Here is a 20,751-nt window from a genome sequence, read left to right on the forward strand (position 1 = left end):
GGGCTGCTCGCGCTGCCGCTCCTCGGCTTCACCGGCGCCGTGATCGATTACGGCTTCGCCACCTACATGGAGACCAAGCTCCAGGCCGCGACCGACGCCACCGCCCCCGCTCTGTGCCAGACGCCGATGGCGACGACGACCGCGACTCTCCAGACCCAGGCCGTCGCGATGATGACGGGCTACATTGGCGCGACCGGCCTCACGGTCGACCCGCTGGCGTTGACGGCGAACCCGCGCCAGATCACCCTGACCACGCACATTGTCTCGCCGGTCTTCTACAGCCGCATCACGGGCGTGACGGCCCCGCGCCCGGGCGGGTCGGCTCGCTGCGCCACCCCGTTGCCCAAGACCTTCGAGATTGCCCTGGGGCTCGACAACACCGGCTCGATGGCGGAATCGAGCGGCGGCCAGAGCAAGCTCCAGGCAGTGCAGACGGCGGCGACGAACTTCGTCGACTACGTCTACACCAACGCCGCCTTCGCCACCGGCACCAAGATCTCGATCGTGCCGTTCGCCGCCGCGGTCGCGGTCGACCCGGCCGCCTACCGCTATGCCACCTGGATCGACCAGAACGGCAAGTCGGCCTATCACTGGACCAACGTGATCGCACCGACCTCCGCCGGCTTCACCAACCGCTTCGGCCTCTTCACGGCGCTGCAGAGTGCCTACTCGGGCTGGGGCTGGGCCGGGTGCCTGGAAACGCTGCCCTATCCGCTCAACGTCCAGGACGGCGCGCCGACGAGCTCGAACCCAAGCTCGTACTACGTGCCAATGTTCGCGCCCGACGAACCGGGCGAGGGTAGCACGACGTATGCAGCCTATAACGGCAATTCCGCGTTCAGCTTCAACAGCTACATCGACGACTATACGAACGCCAACAGCTGTGCGAGCCAATCGCAGTCGAGCACCTCGTTCGCCGCCGCCGAGGGCCGCGCCTGCAAGTACGTCAACGCCCGCGACGCATCGCCGACCGCATCGAACAGCTATACCGGCATCCCGAATGGCCCGAATTTCGGCTGCACCACCCGCCCGCTCCAGAGGCTGACCAGCAACACGTCGACGCTGAAGTCGCTGATCAACGCGATGGCGCCGCTCGGATCGACTAACATCCACGAGGGTCTGATGTGGGGCTGGCGGACGCTGTCGCCGAGCAGCGTCTTCGCCGATGGGGCGCCCTACGCGTCGAGCACGGTCAACAAGGTCATCATCCTGATGACCGACGGCGCCAACAGCTGGGCGACGAACGGCTACTCGCCATTCAACCAGTCGATGTACTTCGCTGCCGGCTACTTCCAGAACGTCGACGGTTCGACCCCGAATCCGCGCCTCCCGCCCGGCAACCAGAACGTCACGAACGCCACCAATTCCCGAGCTGCCCTCGACGCGCTGACGGCCCTGGCCTGCAGCAACGCCAAGAGCGCCGGCATCTCGATCTACACGATCGGCTTCAGCGTGCCCTCGGACCCGATCGACAGCGCCGGCCTGAGCCTTCTGAACAACTGCGCATCAACGTCGACGCAGGCCTTCGTCGCCAACGACTCGTCGAGCCTGATCTCGGCCTTCAACCAGATCGCGGCCAGCATCGGCACGCTGCGGCTGACGCAGTAAAATGAACGGACCGGCTTCGGCCTTGGTAGTTAGGCTCGGAAGGTACACCCTGTGAGCCTACCCGCGGGTTGGCACCGCGATATGGCTCAAAGGTGTTGTTTGACCCTGAGCCATGCGCTACGTCCTGAGCCATAGATTTTGAGCCATGGCGGGCGGGATGTCGGTAATCGGGTATGTTAGGGTCAGCACCGGCGACCAGAGCGTCGAGGCACAACGGCACAGCATCGGTCTGATCCACAAGGTCGAGGATTGGTTCTGCGACGAAGGCGTGTCCGGGGTCGTGCGCGCGCTGGATCGTCCGGGCTTCTCGGCTCTCCTCAAGTACACTCGCAAAGGCGACACCCTCATCGTTGGCGCCGTCGATCGCCTGGGTCGTGACACCCTCGATGTTCTAGGAACCGTTAAGGCGCTTCAGGCCAAGGGCGTGGCGATCATCAGCCTGCGCGAGGGCTTCGATCTCTCCACCCCAATCGGGAAGGCGATGCTCACCATGCTGGCTGCCGTGGCTGAGCTAGAGCGCGCCAACATCAAGGCGCGTCAGATGGCCGGCATTCAGCGTGCGAAGGCCGAGGGTAGGGCATTCGGTCGGCAGAAGGCGATCGACGATGCATCGGTGATGACCTGGCGGAAGGACAACGGAGCCAGCATCGCGAGCACGGCCGCGCAGTTCGGGATCTCGCTAGCCAGCGTGAAGCGGGCATGCCGGCCAGCAGTCGCCTGACCGCCATCATCTATCGCTCAGAGCCGCCTAGGGTGGTGCAGGCCACACTTGAAATTATGGAGGGCGGCTCGCGCAATTAATTGCATGCCCACCTTACCCTTTCCAAGGACGTTCGTGGCGCTACGACGCCGTAGGTCCGGGTTGGGTCGGAAGCGGTTGCAGCTGCGAGTGCAGGCCGGAGATCAGCGGTACAGTCCCTCCGCCTGGAAGCGCGTGAGCAGCCCGCCTGCCTGCTCTTGGGCTGCAACGCCGTCGTCCTGCTTCTCGAAGCCATGCTCGCACATCGGCCTCAGCTTTCGCGTCGCCCGATCCATCGCCGAGTCCTCCCACAGGATCAGAACCTCGCGGTCGGTGAGATCCTTGAGGAAGCACCAGAGCATCAGCATGAGGCTCAGTGCCGGGCGTTCGTGCCAGTCGGCCGTCATCAACCGCTTGAGGCGTTCGAGGCGACGTATGAGTGCCTGCCTTTTGGAGGGCGTCAGATCGGCAAACGGCTCCAGACAGGCAGTCCTCAGGTTCCTGCGCAGTTCGGCGACATCTGCCTCGGCTCTCGCGACGAGGTCCGGATCAGCTGGAACGAACACGTTCGGCGCCCCCGTAAGCGCATAGAAGAGATAGGCGGGAACTGCGAGTTCGATCCTTTGGCGGTCGGTCAGGAGAAGCATCGGGGCACTTACCGAACCTACCAGCACGAGAAAAGGCCAGACTGGTTCAGAGACGTTACCGAAACCGTCTGAAATTGTCGGGAAAACAGTTGGATACCTGACACATCGTTCAGGTTACTATCGACCCTTCACCGACCTTCGGAAGGTCCGCTTGCAAACTCCCTAATTCAAACTCGGGGGCTGCATTCAGCTTCTGGGTGAGATGGAGTCACGCCTGGATGGGTCGTCGGCACTCTCGTGACGCGAAAGCCTCGCGTGCCCGCTTGATCTCGGCATGGTGCGTCTCAGCCCAGATCCACACACCACAGAATGCGGCACCGAGGCTCTCGCCGAGCGGCGTCAGCGCGTAGTCCACATGGGGTGGGATCACCGGGTGCACCGTCCGACGCACCAAGCCGTCCTGTTCCATCTGGCGAACTGTTTGGGTCAGCATCTTTTGGCTGATGCGGCCGACCGCCTTGCCGAGTTGGGTGAAACGCAGCGTGCCGCGCTCGTGCAGGGCTTCGAGGATCAACATGGTCCACTTGTCGGCCACCTTGCCGATGATGTCCTAGACCAACGCCTCGATGGCCGGATCGGTCTCGGTTGGGACCGGTTCCTTCCGACGCGCCTCGATCCGTGGATCGGCTTCTGCCCGACGCATGCGACACTCTCCGTTTGGTGCGTATAAATCTTTTCGGTGCCTACTTCGGTACGGAGAGCATGAGCCATAACCTCATGGGCGACAACAACGAAGGTCGCTCACATGAAGACGTCAGGAAACACCATCCTCATCACCGGCGGCGGCTCCGGCATCGGCCAAGCCCTCGCCCAACGCTTCCACGACCTTGGCAACATCGTCATCGTCGCCGGCAGGCGGACGGAGGCGCTGCAGCGGACGATTGCCGGACGTCCGAACATGCATGCCATGGCGTTCGATGCCGACAGCGCTGAGGGCGTGGCCGACTTCGCACGACGCATGACGGCCGAGCACCCGGCCCTCAACGTGGTCATCAACAACGCCGGGATCATGCGCTCCGAGGCGCTGGACCAGCCTCGCGACCTCTCCGACGCGGAGGCAACGGTCATCACCAACCTACTCGGCCCCATCCGGCTGACCGACGGCCTGATCGAGCATCTCGGCCGGCAGCCCGATGCTGCCCTGGTGAACGTCACCTCCGGCCTGGCCTTCGTGCCTCTCGTGTCGGCCCCGACCTACTCGGCGACCAAGGCCGCCTTGCACAGCTACACGGTCGCGCTGCGCGAGGCGCTCAAGGGCAAGGTCGAGGTCATCGAGCTAGGTCGTGAACTCATAACGTCTGGCACGGTTTGGCCGTGGCATCGTTGGTTCTCCGAATGGAGGACCGAGGATGGCGCGGTTTGACCTGACGGATGAAGAGTGGGCGGTGATCGAGCCGGTCCTGCCGACGGACGTGCGCGGCAAGGATCGGGTGGACGACCGACGGGTGCTGAACGGGATCTTCTGGCGGCTGCGCACGGGCGCACCGTGGGCCGACATCCCGGCGCGTTACGGGCCCTACACGACCTGCGGCAACCGCTTCCGGCGCTGGCGCAAGCGCGGCATTTGGGATCGGCTTCTGGCTGCCGTGTCGAAGGCTTACGAGGGCGATCTGCAGATGATCGACGCCACCAGCGTGCGGGTTCACCAGCACGCAGCCTGCGCCAAAAAAAAGACGGCGGATCCGGTGGCATGGGTCGCTCACGGGGCGGCCTGACCAGCAAGATCCACGCGCTGGTGGATGCCGAGGGCCGTCCCCTCGCGTTGAAGATCACGCCCGGTCAGGCGCATGACGGGCGCTCGGCGACCGACATGCTGGGCGGGTTGGGTGAAGGCCAGGTCCTGCTGGGTGACCGGGCCTATGACAGCGATGCGCTGCGAGCCCGGATGTCCGAGCAGGGTGCTTGGGCGAACGTGAGGCCAATGCCCAACCGCAAACAGGTCCTGGCCTTCAGCCCGTTCCTGTACAAGTACCGCAACCTGGTCGAGCGCTTCTTCAGTAAGATGAAGCACTTCCGCGCCGTCGCCACCCGCTACGACAAGGATCCCGACAACTTCCTCGCCAGCGTCAAACTCGCTGCCGTCCGGGTCTGGCTGCGAACTTTATGAGTCCGCGACCTAGAGCATTTTCTTCACGCGAGCCGGGATCCACCTCTCTGCAAAATGCTCGAGCGGCCGGGCGCCGTCCCGGCGACGGCGTGGCCCGGTTGCAACGCCGAACCTGCGATCGTGCGGTGCCCGCGATCGGAGGCGGCGGATCAGCCGCGATCCGTGCATGGTCCGTTTGCCGGCGAACCGCGTCGGCGGAGGAGGGTTGCGTGCCGGTGTCGGGTTGGAAGGTGGCGCTCGTGGGCGCAGCGGTGGCGTGCGCCGCGCACGGAGCCGCCCGGGCGGGCTCGGCCGCGCAGCCGGGCCAGACCGTCGGCCTGCCGGCCGGGTTTCCGCTGGCGGAGGGGCTGTACCTCATCGACACGTCGAGCTTCGGCGTGCGCGACACGCGACCCCGCGACTCGGAACTCAACGTCAACCTGCCGTCCATCATCTGGGCGACGCCGTGGCGGGTGCTGGATGCCCGGCTCCAGTTCACGGTGCTGCAGCCGGTGACCGCGACGGCGCCGAACGGCGCGCGCTACCAGAGCGGGTTCGGCCAGACCCTGCTCGCGGCCCAGCTCGCCTGGGATCTCGGCCAGCATGTCGGCGTCAGCTACCTGCTCGGCGCCTACCTGCCGAGCGACACCAAGGTGGTGATCCGGAACCCGGTGCTGCACCAGCGCTTCGCCGCGACCTACAACGGCGACGGCTGGAACCTGACGGCGCATTTCCTCTACGGGATCTTCTTCGACACCACCTCGCCCACCGGCACGTACTACCCGGACTTCCTCAACCTCGACCTGACCGCGACGAAGAAGTTCGGCAAGCTCGAGGTCGGTGCCGTCGCCTTTGGCTCCACCGACCTGCCGACCGGCCGGGCGAGCTACCAGCGTCAGGGCCAGTTCGCCGTCGGCGCCCTCGTCGGCTACAATTTCGGGCCGGTGAACCTGCAGGCCTACGTCACCCGGGACGTCGCCGAGCGCAATTACGGCGGCTTCGACACCCGCGGCTGGCTGCGGGCGATCGTGCCGCTGGGCAAGCTCGACGATCAGCCGGGCGACAAGCTGGACGGGCCGCAGCCCGAGCCGCTGCTCGCCAAGCGCTGACGCCGGCGCGGCCGGGAGCTCACACCGCGACGTTGTCGATTAGACGGGTCTTGCCGAGATAGGCGGCGGCGAGCACGCGGGCCGGGCCGTCGACGCGGGCGAGCGGGGCCAGCGTCGCCGCATCGCAGACGGCGAGGTACTGCACGGCGAATCCCGCGGCCTCCAGCGCGGCGATCCCGCGCGCGATGGCAGGTGCCGTCTCGCCGCCGTCCCGCGCCTGCGCCGCGATGTCGGACAGGACCGCGTGGAGCTTCGGCGCGGTCGCCCGCTCGGCCGGCGCGAGGTAGCGGTTGCGCGAGGACAGGGCGAGGCCGTCGGCCTCGCGGATCGTCGGCATGCCGTGGATCGCGACGTCGAGGTCGAGGTCGGCGACCGCGCGCCGAATCACCTGCAGCTGCTGGAAATCCTTCTCGCCGAACAGGGCGGCATCCGGCCGGACCTGGTTGAGCAGCTTCGTCACCACGGTGGCCACGCCCGAGAAGTGGCCGGGGCGGAAGGCGCCGCACAGCCCCTCGGTGAGGCCGCCCACCTCGATGCGGCTCGAAAACCCCGGCGGGTACATGGCGGCCGCCTCCGGCATCCAGGCCGCGTCCGTCCCGGCCTGCGCCAGCAGGGCGAGGTCGCTCGCGGAGTCGCGCGGATAGCGGGCGAAATCCTCGCTCGGGCCGAACTGGGTCGGATTGACGAAGATGCTCGCCACCACGCGCTCGCCCAGGGTCCGCGCATGCGCGATCAGCGCGAGGTGGCCGCGATGCAGCGCGCCCATGGTCGGCACCAGCACGACGCGGTCGCCGGCTGCGCGCCACGCGGCGACCGTCTCGCGCAAGCGGGCGAGATCGGTGATGGCCTGCGTCTCGGGGGTGGGATGGGCTGGCATGGCGGGCTCCGGCGGCGGCTTCGAGCGCTGCCTTAAGCGCCCTCTTCGCCGCATGCCAGCATGCGCCTGCGATCTGCGCCGACCCTGCCGAAACGATGATGCATCCGGGCCGTGCCTTGCGTCCAAGAATGCACGTCTGCAGACGCGGTGAAGCGGCGCGGATTCGCGGCGACCTCAGGTCCCCGCTTCTGGTGGAACAAACTCGCCGCGCTCATCGGCAATACGGCAGCAGGGGCCGGCCGAACGGGTCGTCGACGCCCGGCGGGGGCGTGAGGCCGTAATAGCTCGGCTTCGACAGGCCGTAGGACGAGCCGACGTAGCTCGGATCGTCGGGCGCGTTGGTCGGCACCGGCGCGCGGCGCGGCAGGCAGGCGACCCGGCGCGGGGGCGGGGCGGCGTGAAGCAGGACGCCGTCGCTGCCGTCGCCGCGCGGGAAGTAGCGCGGCGCGCTCGCGACGGGTCCGCCATAGGCCGGCCCCGGCTCGGGGGCGAACAGGTCGGCCGCGCCGGCGGGCCCCACGGCGAAGCCGCAGAGGAAGCAGGCCCGGATCATCGCTCTCGCGCGCATGCGCCCGTCGTCCCCCGACCCGCGGAAACCGGGCACACGGTGCCAGTGTCGGCGCACAGGGTGAACCGATCGTTACCGATCGGCCAACGCGACCAGCCGGGCCTGGAGCACCGTGACGAGGTCGGCGGTTGCGAGCCGCAGCTGCAGGCCGCGCCCGCCGCCGTTGACGTGGATCTCGGTGCGGCCGGCGAGCGATCCCGCATCGATCAGCACCGGCACCCGGCGCTTGGCTCCGAGCGGGCTGATCCCGCCGACGTGGTAGCCGGTGATCCGCTCCGCCTCCGGCGGCTTCAGCATCGACGCCGCCTTGCCGCCCATCGCGGCGGCGACCCGCTTCATCGCCACCTCCCGGTCGGAGGCGATGAGCAGGCAGACCGGCTGGCCGTCGACGGCGGCCATCAGGGTCTTGAGGATGCAGCCCGGCTCGACGCCGATCGCCTCGGCCGCCTGCAGGCCGATGCGCGGCGCCTCCGGGTCGTAGGCGTAGCCCACCATCGCGTAGGCGATGCCGGCCTCGTCCAGCGCCCGCGAGGCGGGGGTCGCCCGCGGCGTCGCCTTGGCCATCACACCGCCTCCGCCAGGATGCGGCCGATCTCGGCATGGGCGGCGTCCCGCGCGGCCGGCGGCGCCTCCGAGCCGGTCAGGAACACACCCGCGAGGATCGGCGCCCGGCCCGGCGGATGCAGGATCGCCACGACGTTCGACGTCGCGTTGTCGCCGCTGCCGGTCTTGTCGCCGACCGGCCAGGCGGGCGGCAGGCCGGCACGGAGCTTGGCCCCGCCGGTCTCGCAGGCGACCATCCAGGCTTCCAGCCGCGCCCGGTGCGGCGGGGCCAGCGCGTCGCCGAGGAGGCAGCGGTCCAGCGTCCGGGTGATCGCGGCCGGGCTGGTGGTGTCGCGCGGATCGCCGGGCAGGGCGGTGTTGAGGGTCGGCTCGGTCCGGTCGAGGCGGGTGACCGCGTCGCCCTGCCCGCGCAGCCAGGCGGTGAGCGCCGCCGGTCCGCCCAGCGCGTCGAGGAGCAGGTTGGCCGCGGTGTTGTCGCTCCGGACGATCGCCGCCGCGCAGAGCCCATCGACGGACATCTCCGCACGGCCGCCGCCGGCCGTCTCCAGGGCCGAGCGCGTGACCGGGGCGTAGCTCTGCAGATCGTCCGCCCCGTAGGCGATGCGCCGATCGAGCGTTTCGCGGCCGGCGGCGACGCGGGCCAGGATCGCCGCCGCCGCCAGCACCTTGAAGGTGCTGCACAGCGCGAACGCTTCGTCCGCGCGGTGGCCGAGGAACACGCCCGTCGCATCGCGGAACGCCACGCCGACCCGACCGCCGAGGCGCGCCTCGAGCGCCCCGATGCGCCCGGCGGCGGCGCCGAGCCGATCGGCGGCGCGGGCGGAGAGCGCCGGCCCGGCGAGCGCCAGGCCGGCGACGACCGCGCGACGGGTATGGGCCATGGCGTGCTCCCTCCGGACGGGTTTCGCGGCGCCGCGGTTTGCGCAACGTCGTTTGCCGAGGCAAGACCCTTTCGCCGGGATGCGGCCGATCGATGACGGCCGCCCCCGCGCGGATGGGCGGATGCCGGGATGCCCCGGGCCCCCATCAGCGATCCGAGCATGAGCGATCCGACCATGAGCGATCCCCCCACCCTGTTCGCCCCGGCCTCCGGCTTCGGGCGCGCCGCCATCGCGGTGATCCGCGTCAGCGGCCCGGCCGCCGGTGCCGTGCTCACGGCGCTTGCGGGCCCGCTGCCGGCGCCGCGCCGCCTCTCGCTGCGGACGCTGCGCGACCCCGCCGACGGCGCCATCCTCGACCGGGCGCTGATCGCTTGGATGCCCGGGCCGAGCACGGTCACCGGCGAGGACATGGCGGAGCTGCACCTGCATGGCGGCGTCGCGGTGCGGGCCGGCGTGATCCGCGCGCTCACCGCCTTTCCCGGCTGCCGTCCGGCCGAAGCAGGTGCCTTCACCCGGCGGGCCGTGCTCAACGGCCGGATGGACCTGACCGAGGCCGAGGGCGTCGCCGACCTGATCGAGGCCGAGACCGAGGCTCAGCGCCGTCAGGCCCTGCGCCAGCTCGATGGCGCTCTCGGCCGGCAGGTCGCGGCCTGGCGCGACGAGGCGATCGATTGCCTGGCCGCCGCCGAGGCGGCGCTGGATTTTTCCGACGAGGGCGACGTCGACGACGCGGCCCTGGATCGCGCCCTGTTCGACCGCGCCGCCCGCCTGCGTGCCGCCATCGCCGCGGCGCTCGCCGACGGGCGCCGCGGCGAGCGGGTGCGCGAGGGGTTCTGGGTCGTGCTCGCTGGGCCGTCGAACGCCGGCAAGTCGACGCTGCTCAACGCGTTGAGCCGGCGCGACGCGGCGATCGTCTCGCCGGTGCCGGGCACCACTCGGGACGCGATCGAGGTGCGGCTCGATCTCGGCGGCCTGCCGGTGATGCTGGTCGACACCGCGGGCCTGCGCGAGACGCACGATCCGGTCGAGGCCGAGGGCATCCGGCGCACCCGCCGCCGGATGGCGGAAGCCGACCTCGTCCTGATGCTGGTGCCGCCGGGCCCGGAGGCGACCGAGCCCGCGGCGACCGGCCGTGTGCTGCGCGTGCGGACGAAGGCGGACCTCGCCGACGGGTCCGGCGGCGGCCTCGCCGTGTCAGCGCTGACGGGGCAGGGGATGCCGGCGCTGCTTGATGCCATCGCCGCGGAGGCCGAGGCTGCGCTCGGCGGCGGCGATGCGCTCATCACCCGCGAGCGCCACCGCGACGCCCTGGAGCGCTGCGTCGCCCATCTCGACCGGCTGCCTGCCGTCGCGGCGATGCCGGAACTGGTGGCCGAGGATCTGCGCCTGGCCGTTCGCGCGCTCGGCGAGGTCGGCGGCCATGTCGGGATCGAGGCGGTGCTCGATCGCCTGTTTTCCGGCTTCTGCATCGGCAAGTAGTGCGGCTTTCCCCCTTCCGTGCGCGGAGCGAGGCGCGGCTCGATGTTGTTGCGTTGAACGGGCTCAGCGCGCGCGTCACGCGCGCTGTTCGCCCAAGGCGATGTCGGCGGACGACGCCGACGATGTCGACCCTGTCGCCGGCTTACGCGAAACACGCCCGATGTTTCACGTGAAAACCCGATCGCGTGTCACGAGCGGGTCAGGAACATCCCGGTGAGCAGGAAGCCGAAGCCGGCGAGGCCGAAGACGCCTTCCTTGCGCTGGCTCGGATCGATGAAGTGGGCGACGGCCCCGCCGGCGCAACAGAGCGCACCCAGGCCGATGGTGATGATGTGCATCGTCTCGATCCTCGTTGGTCGCCCTCGCACGTGCGAGGTCTGCGATGTCACGAAATCCCGGGTGGCCGGGACGGACGCCGTTGTCCGTTCATAAGTCGTTCACAGATCGTCGATGACACGCGATCGTGAGGCCCGCAAGGGGTTTCATCTCTGGTCGCTATCGAAATTCGCCATGTTCGACTGCCGAACGCAGTCGGCCATCGTGCGGCAAGGCTCGGGCCGGGTGGATCGACTGATCGAATGCAGTATTCGTTGCCGAAGGCGACGGCACCGTGCCTCTGGATGGGGCACGATCGATGCGATCCCGCTCAGCGGATCCCGGGCGATTGACCTTTCCGCAGCGCGGCGGCACATCCCGCGGATGCGTGAGACGTCTCCACAGGCCTTCGATGTCCTCGTCGTCGGCGGCGGCCATGCCGGCGTCGAGGCGGCGGCGGCCGCCGCCCGGTGCGGCGCACGCACCGCCCTGGTCACGCACGATCCGGCGACCATCGGCGCGATGTCGTGCAATCCGGCGATCGGCGGCCTCGGCAAGGGCCATCTCGTGCGCGAGGTCGACGCCCTCGACGGCCTGATGGGCCGGGTCGCCGACGCGGCCGGCATCCAGTTCCGGCTGCTCAACCGACGCAAGGGCCCGGCGGTGCGCGGGCCGCGCACCCAGGCCGACCGCAAGCTCTACGCGGCGGCGATGCAGGCGGCGGTGGCCGAGACCCGGAACCTGACCGTGGTCGCGGGCGCCTGCGAGGATCTGGTGGTGCGGGACGGGCGCGTCGCCGGGATCGTGCTTGGCGACGGGCGGACGCTCAGCTGCGGCGCGGTGGTGCTCACCACCGGCACCTTCCTGCGCGGGTTGATCCATATCGGCCCGGTTCAGATCCCGGCCGGCCGCGTCGGCGAGGCGCCGGCGGTCTGGCTGGCCCGGACCCTCGACCGGCTCGGCTTCCGGCTCGGGCGCCTGAAGACCGGCACCCCGCCGCGCCTCGACGGCCGCACCATCGACTGGTCGGGATTGGAGATGCAGGCGGCCGACGCCGAGCCGGTGCCGTTCTCGACCCTGACCGAGCGGATCACCACGCCGCAGATCCGCTGCGGCATCACCCGGACGACGCAAGCGGTCCACGACCTGATCCGCGAGACCCTGCACCTGTCGCCGATGTATTCCGGCGGCATCAGCAGCCGCGGCCCGCGCTACTGCCCGTCGATCGAGGACAAGGTGGTGCGCTTCGGCGACCGCGAGGGCCACCAGATCTTCCTCGAGCCCGAAGGCCTCGACGACCCGACGATCTACCCGAACGGCATCTCCACCGCGCTGCCGGAGGCGGTGCAGCACCGGCTCGTCGCCCTGATCCCGGGCCTGGAGGCGACGCGGATCCTGCGGCCGGGCTACGCCATCGAGTACGATTACGTCGACCCGCGCGAGCTCGATGCCGGGCTCCAGGCCGAGCGCCTGCCGGGCCTGTTGCTCGCCGGGCAGATCAACGGCACCACCGGCTACGAGGAGGCGGCGGGGCAGGGGCTGGTCGCCGGCATCAACGCCGCACGGATCGCCGGCGGCGCGGCGGTGGCGACCTTCGACCGGGCGGAATCCTACCTCGGCGTGATGATCGACGACCTCGTCACCCATGGGGTGAGCGAGCCCTACCGCATGTTCACCTCGCGCTCGGAGTATCGCCTGAGCCTGCGCGTCGACAACGCCGACGAGCGCCTGACCCCGCGCGGGGCCGCGCTCGGCTGCGTCGGGACCCGGCGGGCGGCGCACTTCGCCGCGTCGCAGGCCGAGCTGTCGGCGGTGCGCGCCCGCCTCGACGCGCTGACCCTGACGCCGACCCAGGCGCAGGCCCACGGCCTCGCGCTCAACCAGGACGGCATCCGCCGCACCGCCTTCCAAATTCTCTCCTATCCCGATCTGGACTGGGGCCGCTTGGCCTTGGTCTGGCCCGAGCTCAGCGCGGTCTCGCCGCGGATCGCCGAGCGCCTGCGGACGGATGCGACCTACGCGGTCTATCTCGACCGGCAGAATGCTGACATCGCCGCCTTCCGCCGCGACGAGGCGGTGAGCCTGCCGGTTCGGCTGGATTACGGGCGCATCGCCGGGCTCTCCAACGAGATGCGGATCAAGCTCGAGACCGTGCGGCCGGGAACCCTGGGGCAGGCGGCGCGGATCGAGGGCGTCACCCCGGCCGCGCTGACGCTGCTCGCCGCGCATGCGCGGCGTCGCGAGGCGGTGGCATCGTGAGGATGGTCCTAGCCGCCACGCGCGTCTTCCCTCTCCCTTCTGCGGGGGAGCGTACCCTGCGGAGCAGGGGGGGAGAGGGGAGCTCCGTTTCCGGAAAAGGTGCTCCCCTCTCCCGACCCTCGCTGACGCGGGGCCCACCCTCCCCCGCAGGGGGGGGAGGGGAACCCGCGGATGTCGTCCGAAGCCTTCCGGGGGCCTCGCGATGAGCGCCGATCGCGACCGCGTGCTCGCCGCCGCGAATGTTTCACGTGAAACAGCGCAACGGCTCGATCTCTACGTGGCGCAGCTGGCGCGCTGGCAGACGATCAAGAACCTGGTCGGGCCGGCGACCCTGGCCGAGGTCTGGACGCGGCACGTGGCCGATGCGCTGCAGCTGCTCGACCTGATGCCGGAGGCGCGCCGCTGGCTCGACCTCGGCTCGGGCGCCGGCATCCCCGGGCTGATCCTGGCGATCGCCGGGCCGCCCGGCATCCGCGTCGACCTCGTCGAGAGCAACGCCCGCAAGTGCGCCTTCCTGACCGAGGCGGCCCGGGTCACCGGGGCGCCGGCAACGGTCCACAACGCGCGGATCGAGGCGGTGATCGGCGATCACCACGGGGTCGACGTGGTCTGCGCCCGGGCGCTCGCGCCGCTCGACCAGCTTCTCGCCTGGACCGAGCCACTGTTGAAAACGGGCACCACCGGGCTGTTTCCGAAGGGACGGGAAGCGGTTGCGGAATTGACCGATGCCGCGGCGCGGTGGACAGTCGGCCACGATCTCATTCCGAGCCGAACCGAGTCGGCCGCCCGGATCGTCCGCGTCACCGCCCTCGCTCCCAAGAGCCCCTAGCTCTCGAGAGCCTGCCACTCCCCCCAAGCGTTCCCGTCTCCCAGGCGCCCATGACAAGCGACGCGACTCCCCATCCCGCTGCCGATGCCGCGCCCGCGCGGCCGCTCCGGGTGCTGGCGCTGGCCAACCAGAAGGGCGGCGTCGGCAAGACCACGACGGCGATCAACCTCGGCACCGCGCTCGCGGCGATCGGCGAGCAGGTTCTGGTGATCGACCTCGACCCGCAGGGCAACGCCTCGACCGGGCTCGGCATCGACCGGCGCGCCCGCCGGGTCTCGACCTACGAGGTGATGGCGGGCGAGGCGTCGCTGGCCCAGGCCGTGGTGCCCACCGCGGTGCCGCGCCTGTCGGTAGCGCCCTCGACCATGGACCTGCTCGGCCTGGAACTGGAGCTGGCCTCGCTGCCCGACCGGGCGCACCGCCTGCGCAACGTGCTGCGGGGCCTGCGCGACGCGAACGCGACGCGCGACGTCAGCTACGTGCTGATCGACTGCCCGCCCTCGCTGAACCTGCTGACCATCAACGCGCTCGCCGCCGCCGATGCGGTGCTGGTGCCGCTGCAATGCGAGTTCTTCGCGCTCGAGGGCCTGAGCCAGCTGCTGCGCACCGTCGAGCAGGTGCGCGGCGCCTTGAACCCGAAGCTGACGATCCAGGGGATCGTGCTGACGATGTTCGATCCGCGCAACAACCTGTCGACGCAGGTGGTGGCGGACGTGCGCGGCTTCATGGGCGAGAAGGTCTACGAGACCATGATCCCGAGGAACGTCCGCGTGTCGGAGGCGCCCTCGCACGGCAAGCCGGTGCTGCTCTACGACCTGAAATGCGCGGGCTCGCAGGCCTACCTGCGGCTCGCCTCGGAAGTGATCCAGCGCGAGGGCCGAGTGCCGGCGGCGGCGTGAGCGGTCGCGACCCGCCCGTTTCGGCGGGCGGATGCGGCCCGGGACGGTTCGGGTGTACGGCGTAACGATGCGTAACGGAGTAAGTGGGTGAGCGGGATGGCGGACGAGGTGGCACGGCCCCGGCTGGGGCGGGGGCTCGCGGCCCTGATCGGCGATTTCGGGGATGCGGGCAACGAGGCGGGCAAGGTGCAGGCGCAGCGTAAGGTCGCGGTCGAGTTCCTGCGACCGAACCCGCGCAACCCGCGCCGCAGCTTCAGCGAGACCGACCTCGACGAGCTCGCCGCTTCGATCCGCATGCGCGGCATCATCCAGCCGATCGTGGTGCGGGCGCTCGGCGAGGTGCCCGGCACGTTCGAGATCGTGGCGGGCGAGCGCCGCTGGCGCGCGGCCCAGCGGGCCGGGCACGACGAGGTGCCGGTGGTGGTGGTCGAGATCGACGACCGCGCCTCGCTCGAGTTCGCGATCCTGGAGAACATCCAGCGCGCCGACCTCAACGCCATCGAGGAGGCCTCCGGCTACGAGCGGCTGATGAGCGAGTTCTCCTATACGCAGCGCGAGCTTGCCGAGATCCTGGGCAAGAGCCGCAGCCACCTCGCCAACACCCTGCGCCTGCTCAACCTGCCGGCGAAGGTGCAGGAGCGGCTGGTCGCGGCCGAGATCACCGCCGGCCATGCCCGCGCGCTGCTCGGCGTGCGCGCGCCCGAGCTGGTGGCCAAGCGCATCGTCGAGGAGGGGCTGACGGTGCGCGACGTCGAGGCGATCGCCGCGTCCGAGCAGCAGCCCGACGACGTGCCGCGGCCCGGCCGGCCGCGTGGGCTGACCGAGAAGACCGCCGAGGTGCGCTCGCTGGAAAGCCGCCTCGCCCTGGCGCTCGGCCTCGGCGTGACCCTGAAGGCGAAGTCGTCCGAGGCCGGCGAGATCCGGATCCGCTACGGCACGGCCCAGGAATTCGAGGATCTCTGCCGCCGCTTCCAGGTGCCCGACGCCGGCTGACCGGTCGACGCCGGACGCCTCATCGCGGCGTCTCGATCTCTTGCCCCCGCGTCCGATCCCGGGACGGATGCGGGGCCGAGCCTTGTGGCGGCGGCGTGCGCGCGCCTAGAAGCGGGCTGCGTCCACCGTCCGGGCGCGCGTTCCATCGGTCCACGCCGTGGCGTCGCGGCGGGGCCTGCAGGCTCGCATTCGGGCCTCGGTGCTGGCCTCCGGCCGTTCGCGCGGCCCGTTCCATCCTTCGCACGGACACCTCCATGCCCCGCCTCCGCACGATGATCCTGGCCGCAGGCCTTCTCGCGATCCCCGGTCTCGGCCTTGCCCAGACCAGCTCCATCCGCGAGGCGCTGAAGCAGAACTGCACCGGCGATTACCTCGAGCATTGCAGCGAGCACCCGCCCGGCGGCCCGGCGGTGGAGGCCTGCTTCCGGGCCAACCTGAGCAAGCTGTCGCCCGAATGCGCCGCGGCGATCGCCCTCTACAAGCGCGAGACCAAGGGCCGGCGGATCTCCGAGGGGCGGTGAGCCGGCCCCGGCCGCCAGCCGCGCCGATCGGGAGCAGATCGCGCACCGCCTCGGGCGGGCGGCACGGACGGACGCCCCCCGGGGCGACGTCGATCGGCGGGGCTCCGGCGGCCGTCGCGTCAGCGATGGCGCTCGTCATCGGTGAGGATTCGGCAGGCGTCGAGGGCGGACAGGGCCGGCGCGCAGACGTCCGGGTGGCCCTGGCAGCAATCGCGCATCAGGAACTGGATCAACCCGCTGAGCGCCGGGTAGGCCGCGCTGTAGAGGATCGAGCGGCCCTCGCGCCGGGACGCGATCAGCCCGGCGTGCTCGAGCTCCTTCACGTGGAACGACAGGTTCGAGGTCGAGACGCCGACCGCGCCGGCGAGGGCACCGGCCGCGAGGCCCTCCGGCCCCGCGGTCACGAGATGGCGCACGATCCGCAGGCGGTGCGCCTGGGCGAGCGCGCCGAAGGCGGCCAGAGCTTGCGCTTCGTCCATCGTCGGCCCAATATTTCAATGAATATTGAAACATAACGGACGCCCGACGCGTGGACAAGCCGCCCTTCGCCGATCTGCCCAACATCGCCGCCGAGCACTTCGCCGTGCCGACGCCGGGCACCCTCGCGCCGAAGACCGGCTTCGCCCACCCGCCGCGATTCCTCATCCTGTACGGATCGCTGCGCGCGCGCGCCTTCAGCCGGTTCCTGGCCGAGGAGGCGGCCCGCCTGCTCGCGGCGATGGGTGGCGAGGTGCGGATCTATCACGCCGACGGCCTGCCGCTGCCGGACGACGCCACCGCCGACCACCCGAAGGTCCGGGAGCTGCGCGCCGCCTCGCTGTGGTCGGAGGGGCAGGTCTGGGTCAGCCCGGAGCGCCACGGCACGCTCACCGGCGTGATGAAGAGCCAGATCGACTGGCTGCCGCTCTCGGAGGGCTCGGTGCGCCCGACGCAGGGGCGCACGCTCGCGGTGATGCAGGTCTCGGGCGGCTCGCAATCGTTCAACGCCGTCAACGCCCTGCGCGTGCTCGGGCGCTGGATGCGGATGATCACCATCCCCAACCAGTCCTCGGTGCCCGCCGCCTACACGCAGTTCGACGAGGCCGGCCGGATGAAGCCGGGGCCGCTCTACGACCGCGTCGTCGACGTCTGCGAGGAGCTCTACAAGTTCACGCTGCTCACCCGCGAGCGGGCCGACCTTCTGGTCGACCGCTATTCCGAGCGGAAGGAGCGGGCGCCCGCGCGCCTCGATGCGGTGGCCGCCGACATCGGGTTCGCCAAGCCGTAGGCGGCGGCCCGGCCGGCTTCGGCCGGATCACGCAGCGTGATCCGGCGCGGCGGTCGCTCGTCAAGCCGGATCGGCGCCGATCGGCGGGCTTTGGTTGCGCGATCCGGGCCTCAGCCCCGTCGCCGCGCCGCCTGCGTCGCGATCCGCAGCAGGGCGGAGGAGGCGTGGGCGTGGGCCAGGACCGGATCGGAGCGGCGGCAGGCCAGGATCGCGTCCTGGAGGATCTGCACCGCCTGGCGCAGGGTGTTGGGGCTCCAGCGGGCGAGCTGCGTCTCGATGCTGCCCTTGCGCTTGAAGTGCAGGCCGCGCCAGCTCGCGACCATCAGGCTCGGCGCCTTGTCGCCGCCCTCGATCCGCACGGCGAGCAGCTGCAGCGCATGGCGCAGGCCGGAGCCCAGCATCGCCGAGGGGTCGAGGCCCTCGTGGCGGAAGCGGCGGATGTCGCGCTCCACCACGTCGCCTTGGCCCGCGAAGGCGGCGTCGATCAGGGTGTTGAGCTGGCTGCCGGCGACGTCGCTCACCACCGCCTCGACGTCGTCGAGCCCGACGGTTCCGGTGCCGGCCGCGTAGAGCGCGAGCTTCTCGATCTCGGCGAGGCTCGCCCGGCGGTCGCCGCCCAGGCTCTCGGCCAGCAGGGTGCGGGCGTCGCGGTCGATGCGCAGGCCGCGCGCCTCCAGCGTCCGGTCGATCAGGTCGGCGATCGCGCGGGCGTCGTCGGCGTAGCACGGGATCGCCAGCGCCTTGGCCGACTTCTCGCACAGCGTGCGCAGCGGCGCGGTCTTGGCCAGATCGCCGGCCTCGATCACGATGCGCGTGCCCTGGATCTCGCCCTTGAGCAGCGCCTCGACGGCGGGCGCGATCGGCCGGCTCGTCGGGCGCACCCAGATCGCGCGCTTGTCGCCGAACAGCCCGACGGTGCCGGCCTCGTCGACGAGCCGGCCGGGATCGCCGGCGAGCGCGTCGCCGTCGATCCGAACCAGGGCGAACGGGTCGCCCGGATCGGTGACGAAGCCCTCGGCGAGCTGCTTGGCGCGCTCGGCCACCAGCCCGGTATCGGGGCCGAACAGCAGGATCACCGGCATGCGCGGGTCCGGCCCGCGCCGCAGCAACCCCTCGATCTCGCCGGCCTTGACCGCGGTCACGCCCGGGCTCCCCGCCCGATCCTCAAGGCTTGGCCGAGAGCACCGAGGCGAGGCGGGTCTTGATCTGGTCGGCCAGCACCGAGGCGAGGCGGATCTCGGCGTCGCGGGCGGCGCGCAGGGATGCGAAGCGCTGCACCGAGCGGTCGTAGGTCGCGGTCGAGGTCGCGACGCCCTCGGTGACGATCTTGGTGCCGTCGAGGTTTTCGAGGCTGTACTTGACCACGCCGACGATGGTGCCGGCCTCAGCGCGGCCCGTGGTGGTCGAGACGATCGGCGTCTGCACCGACTCGCTGCCCTGCAGCTTCAGCCGGTAGCGCTTCGGCCCGGGCTGCCCGGAGCCGTCGAGGGCGAAGATCAGCTCGCTGCGCAGGTAGTGCCCGATGCGCTCCTGGTCGCGCGCCATCGCGATGTCGTCGACCTGGATGCCGGCGAGCAGCGCGGGCAGCGACTCGCCCGACGCCGTCGGCCCGTAGAGCGGGCGGAAGCAGGCCGAGAGGTTGAGCGCGAGGCCTGCGACGCAGGCGAGACGGGCCGCCCGCGCCGCGGCGCAAGCCGTCGCGGTCCCGATCGTTGTGTCCGCCATCCGCCTCATCCGCCCGCCGCAATCCGTCTCGTCCAGGGTTCTTTAGCGCGAGCGAACGGCCCGGCGCCACGACCCTACGCGCGATCCCTTACGATTCGTCTGCGGCGGGAGTTGGGTCGCCGAGGTCGGCGACCGCGGGCCGCGGAGGCCGGACGCGTCGCGCCGCGGCGAAGCCGAAGACGTCGGCGGGAACGCTCCCCCGGGGGGCGTCGACCGGCCGCTTCGGCGCCTGCGGGCGCGGCCGTCCCGCTGCGCGCCAGCGACGATCGAGGCCGCCCGCGGCGTCTCGGGACGTGCTGGTCTCGGGCCGTGCCGGGCCGACACGCAGGCGGTGCAGCCGCCGCCGGAGCGTTGACGCGCGCGGCGACGCGGACCGGGTGGCACGCGCGAAACCTGACGACGGGGGGCGCGGCGCGCGCGGTCATGCCTCCCGGTCACGCACGCGCGATCATCACGACGGCATCGTCGCAATCGCGTGCCGAGACGGGTACGGATCCGGGATTTCCCACGGATCGCGGTCGTCTAGAACTCGAGGCCGGGGCTTTTTAGGGCGTCGGCCTCGCGGCTGCAGAAGGCCTGATCCGGGGGCTTGCGCTCGCCCGCCAGCACCTTGGCGAGCTCGGCCCGCGCCCGGTCGAGATCGGCCCGGAAGGCGGCGTCGCCGACGAGCGCCGCGAAGATCACCGAGCCGTTGGTGCGCCCGGCGGCGACGTCGCTCAGCCAGTGCACGCCGCAGACCACGCGGCTCTCGCCGTAGGCCCGGCCGCGGGCGAGGATGGCGGTGGCCTTCTCGGGCACCAGCGCGGCCATGATCAGGGCGTAGGCCCAGCCCTGGGTGGCGTGGCCCGACGGATAGCTGAAGCTGTCGGCGAGCGCCTGGGTCCGCTGCACGCAGATCGGCGCCTCGTTGCCGACGAAGGGGCGCAGGCGCCGGTAATGCACCTTCGGCCCGCGGGTGCCGGCGGCGATGTCGAGGCGCGCGCGCTCGAACAGGGTGATCACCGCCGGCACGCGGGCCTGGTCGATGCGGGTGCCGAGCACGCAGGCGAAGGTCTCGAGGATCGCGGCCGCGCCCTCGGCCACGTCGGTGGCGGCCATCTCCCAGCGCGGCGTGCCCTTCATCGCCCGCGTGGCGTTGAAGGCGGCGCGGTCGGCCGCCTCCAGGGTCGAGTGGCTCGCCGGCGGCGCCGGCAGGATCTGGACGGTGTCGGGCACGCCCGTGCCGGTCAGGTACGGCTTGTGCGCCGGCTTGTCCGGGCGGACCGGGTCGGCGGCGACGGAGGGCGCCGACGGCTCGGCCGTGGCCGGGGTCTCGGCATGCACGGCGGGAGCGAGGAGCGCGAGGAGCGCCAGGGCGATCGGGAAACGCGGCATCGGGTCCGTCC

22 protein-coding genes and 1 pseudogene are annotated in these 20,751 nt (G+C 71.0%); 12 read left to right on the forward strand and 11 right to left on the reverse strand.

Translation table 11 applies throughout. The features are described from left to right. Both MKK55_RS01020 and MKK55_RS01025 read left to right on the forward strand, forming a co-directional pair. The coding region (locus MKK55_RS01020; RefSeq protein ID WP_243932859.1) for a Tad domain-containing protein at positions 1–1,608 on the forward strand (1,608 nt) is incomplete at its 5' end. 145 nt (positions 1,609–1,753) lie between these two features. After that, complete coding sequence (locus tag MKK55_RS01025) at positions 1,754–2,329, forward strand: recombinase family protein (RefSeq protein ID WP_243932860.1); 576 nt, start codon at positions 1,754–1,756, stop codon at positions 2,327–2,329. 182 nt (positions 2,330–2,511) lie between these two features. Here MKK55_RS01025 and MKK55_RS01030 read toward each other — a convergent pair whose 3' ends face one another. Both MKK55_RS01030 and MKK55_RS01035 read right to left on the reverse strand, forming a co-directional pair. Continuing rightward, complete coding sequence (locus MKK55_RS01030; RefSeq protein ID WP_243932861.1) at positions 2,512–2,994, reverse strand: hypothetical protein; 483 nt, start codon at positions 2,992–2,994, stop codon at positions 2,512–2,514. Between the two features lie 208 nt (positions 2,995–3,202). Continuing rightward, a complete protein-coding gene (locus MKK55_RS01035; protein WP_243932884.1) occupies positions 3,203–3,541 on the reverse strand; it encodes a winged helix-turn-helix transcriptional regulator in 339 nt (112 codons plus the stop codon). Positions 3,542–3,739: 198 nt separating this feature from the next. Here MKK55_RS01035 and MKK55_RS01040 point away from each other — a divergent pair, with 198 nt between their 5' ends. From MKK55_RS01040 to MKK55_RS01050, 3 genes and pseudogenes are all read left to right on the forward strand, one after another. Next, on the forward strand, positions 3,740–4,357 hold the full coding sequence (locus MKK55_RS01040) for an SDR family oxidoreductase (RefSeq protein ID WP_243932862.1): 618 nt from the start codon (positions 3,740–3,742) through the stop codon (positions 4,355–4,357). Beyond that, positions 4,344–5,101, forward strand: a pseudogene (locus MKK55_RS01045) (IS5 family transposase). The gene MKK55_RS01040 and the pseudogene MKK55_RS01045 overlap by 14 nt, the downstream one beginning before the upstream one ends. A 215-nt stretch (positions 5,102–5,316) precedes the next feature. Continuing rightward, positions 5,317–6,189 (forward strand): transporter, encoded by an 873-nt coding sequence (locus MKK55_RS01050; protein ID WP_243932863.1) that lies wholly within the window; start codon positions 5,317–5,319, stop codon positions 6,187–6,189. 19 nt (positions 6,190–6,208) lie between these two features. Here the strand turns inward: MKK55_RS01050 and panC are convergent, their stop codons facing one another. The 4 genes from panC to bla all read right to left on the reverse strand — a co-directional run bounded on the left by panC (position 6,209) and on the right by bla (position 9,079). After that, complete coding sequence (panC, locus tag MKK55_RS01055) at positions 6,209–7,066, reverse strand: pantoate--beta-alanine ligase (protein ID WP_243932864.1); 858 nt, start codon at positions 7,064–7,066, stop codon at positions 6,209–6,211. 211 nt (positions 7,067–7,277) lie between these two features. After that, on the reverse strand, positions 7,278–7,634 hold the full coding sequence (locus MKK55_RS01060; RefSeq protein WP_409565997.1) for a hypothetical protein: 357 nt from the start codon (positions 7,632–7,634) through the stop codon (positions 7,278–7,280). A 72-nt stretch (positions 7,635–7,706) separates the two neighbouring features. Next, a complete protein-coding gene (locus tag MKK55_RS01065; RefSeq protein ID WP_243932865.1) occupies positions 7,707–8,198 on the reverse strand; it encodes an aminoacyl-tRNA deacylase in 492 nt (163 codons plus the stop codon). Continuing rightward, the gene (bla, locus tag MKK55_RS01070; RefSeq protein WP_243932866.1) at positions 8,198–9,079 is read right to left on the reverse strand and encodes a class A beta-lactamase; all 882 of its coding nucleotides are present in this window, start codon (positions 9,077–9,079) and stop codon (positions 8,198–8,200) included. The genes MKK55_RS01065 and bla overlap by 1 nt, the downstream gene beginning before the upstream one ends. Before the next feature lie 174 nt (positions 9,080–9,253). Here bla and mnmE point away from each other — a divergent pair, with 174 nt between their 5' ends. Then, positions 9,254–10,558, forward strand: a complete 1,305-nt coding sequence (gene mnmE, locus MKK55_RS01075) for a tRNA uridine-5-carboxymethylaminomethyl(34) synthesis GTPase MnmE (protein ID WP_243932867.1) — start codon at positions 9,254–9,256, stop codon at positions 10,556–10,558. A gap of 188 nt (positions 10,559–10,746) precedes the next feature. On the opposite strand, the gene MKK55_RS01080 is transcribed toward mnmE, so the two are convergent. Beyond that, positions 10,747–10,896 carry a hypothetical protein gene (locus tag MKK55_RS01080; protein WP_187275615.1) on the reverse strand — a complete coding sequence of 50 codons (150 nt, stop codon included), beginning with the start codon at positions 10,894–10,896 and terminating at the stop codon, positions 10,747–10,749. 361 nt (positions 10,897–11,257) lie between these two features. On the opposite strand from MKK55_RS01080, the gene mnmG reads away from it, so the two are divergent. From mnmG to MKK55_RS01105, 5 genes are all read left to right on the forward strand, one after another. Then, positions 11,258–13,132, forward strand: coding sequence for a tRNA uridine-5-carboxymethylaminomethyl(34) synthesis enzyme MnmG (mnmG, locus tag MKK55_RS01085; RefSeq protein WP_243932868.1), 1,875 nt, complete (start codon positions 11,258–11,260; stop codon positions 13,130–13,132). 202 nt (positions 13,133–13,334) lie between these two features. Then, entirely contained in the window at positions 13,335–13,961 is a 627-nt protein-coding gene (gene rsmG, locus MKK55_RS01090; RefSeq protein ID WP_243932869.1) for a 16S rRNA (guanine(527)-N(7))-methyltransferase RsmG, read from the forward strand. A 50-nt stretch (positions 13,962–14,011) separates the two neighbouring features. Next, a complete protein-coding gene (locus MKK55_RS01095) occupies positions 14,012–14,860 on the forward strand; it encodes a ParA family protein (protein ID WP_147728222.1) in 849 nt (282 codons plus the stop codon). Positions 14,861–14,956: 96 nt separating this feature from the next. Then, complete coding sequence (locus tag MKK55_RS01100; RefSeq protein ID WP_147728224.1) at positions 14,957–15,853, forward strand: ParB/RepB/Spo0J family partition protein; 897 nt, start codon at positions 14,957–14,959, stop codon at positions 15,851–15,853. A gap of 254 nt (positions 15,854–16,107) precedes the next feature. Continuing rightward, the gene (locus tag MKK55_RS01105; RefSeq protein ID WP_147728221.1) at positions 16,108–16,374 is read left to right on the forward strand and encodes a hypothetical protein; all 267 of its coding nucleotides are present in this window, start codon (positions 16,108–16,110) and stop codon (positions 16,372–16,374) included. Between the two features lie 119 nt (positions 16,375–16,493). Here MKK55_RS01105 and MKK55_RS01110 read toward each other — a convergent pair whose 3' ends face one another. After that, a complete protein-coding gene (locus MKK55_RS01110; RefSeq protein ID WP_243932870.1) occupies positions 16,494–16,853 on the reverse strand; it encodes an ArsR/SmtB family transcription factor in 360 nt (119 codons plus the stop codon). Between the two features lie 50 nt (positions 16,854–16,903). On the opposite strand from MKK55_RS01110, the gene arsH reads away from it, so the two are divergent. After that, complete coding sequence (gene arsH, locus MKK55_RS01115; RefSeq protein WP_147844016.1) at positions 16,904–17,641, forward strand: arsenical resistance protein ArsH; 738 nt, start codon at positions 16,904–16,906, stop codon at positions 17,639–17,641. Positions 17,642–17,751: 110 nt separating this feature from the next. On the opposite strand, the gene holA is transcribed toward arsH, so the two are convergent. The 3 genes from holA to MKK55_RS01130 all read right to left on the reverse strand — a co-directional run bounded on the left by holA (position 17,752) and on the right by MKK55_RS01130 (position 20,740). Continuing rightward, complete coding sequence (gene holA / locus MKK55_RS01120) at positions 17,752–18,783, reverse strand: DNA polymerase III subunit delta (RefSeq protein ID WP_147844017.1); 1,032 nt, start codon at positions 18,781–18,783, stop codon at positions 17,752–17,754. 22 nt (positions 18,784–18,805) lie between these two features. Further along, on the reverse strand, positions 18,806–19,366 hold the full coding sequence (gene lptE / locus MKK55_RS01125) for an LPS assembly lipoprotein LptE (protein WP_243932871.1): 561 nt from the start codon (positions 19,364–19,366) through the stop codon (positions 18,806–18,808). A 522-nt stretch (positions 19,367–19,888) separates the two neighbouring features. Next, entirely contained in the window at positions 19,889–20,740 is an 852-nt protein-coding gene (locus tag MKK55_RS01130) for an acid phosphatase (RefSeq protein WP_147729549.1), read from the reverse strand. Between the last annotated feature and the right edge of the window lie 11 nt (positions 20,741–20,751).

The sequence above is a fragment of the Methylobacterium sp. J-059 genome, from assembly GCF_022829485.1.
Lineage (GTDB): Bacteria > Pseudomonadota > Alphaproteobacteria > Rhizobiales > Beijerinckiaceae > Methylobacterium.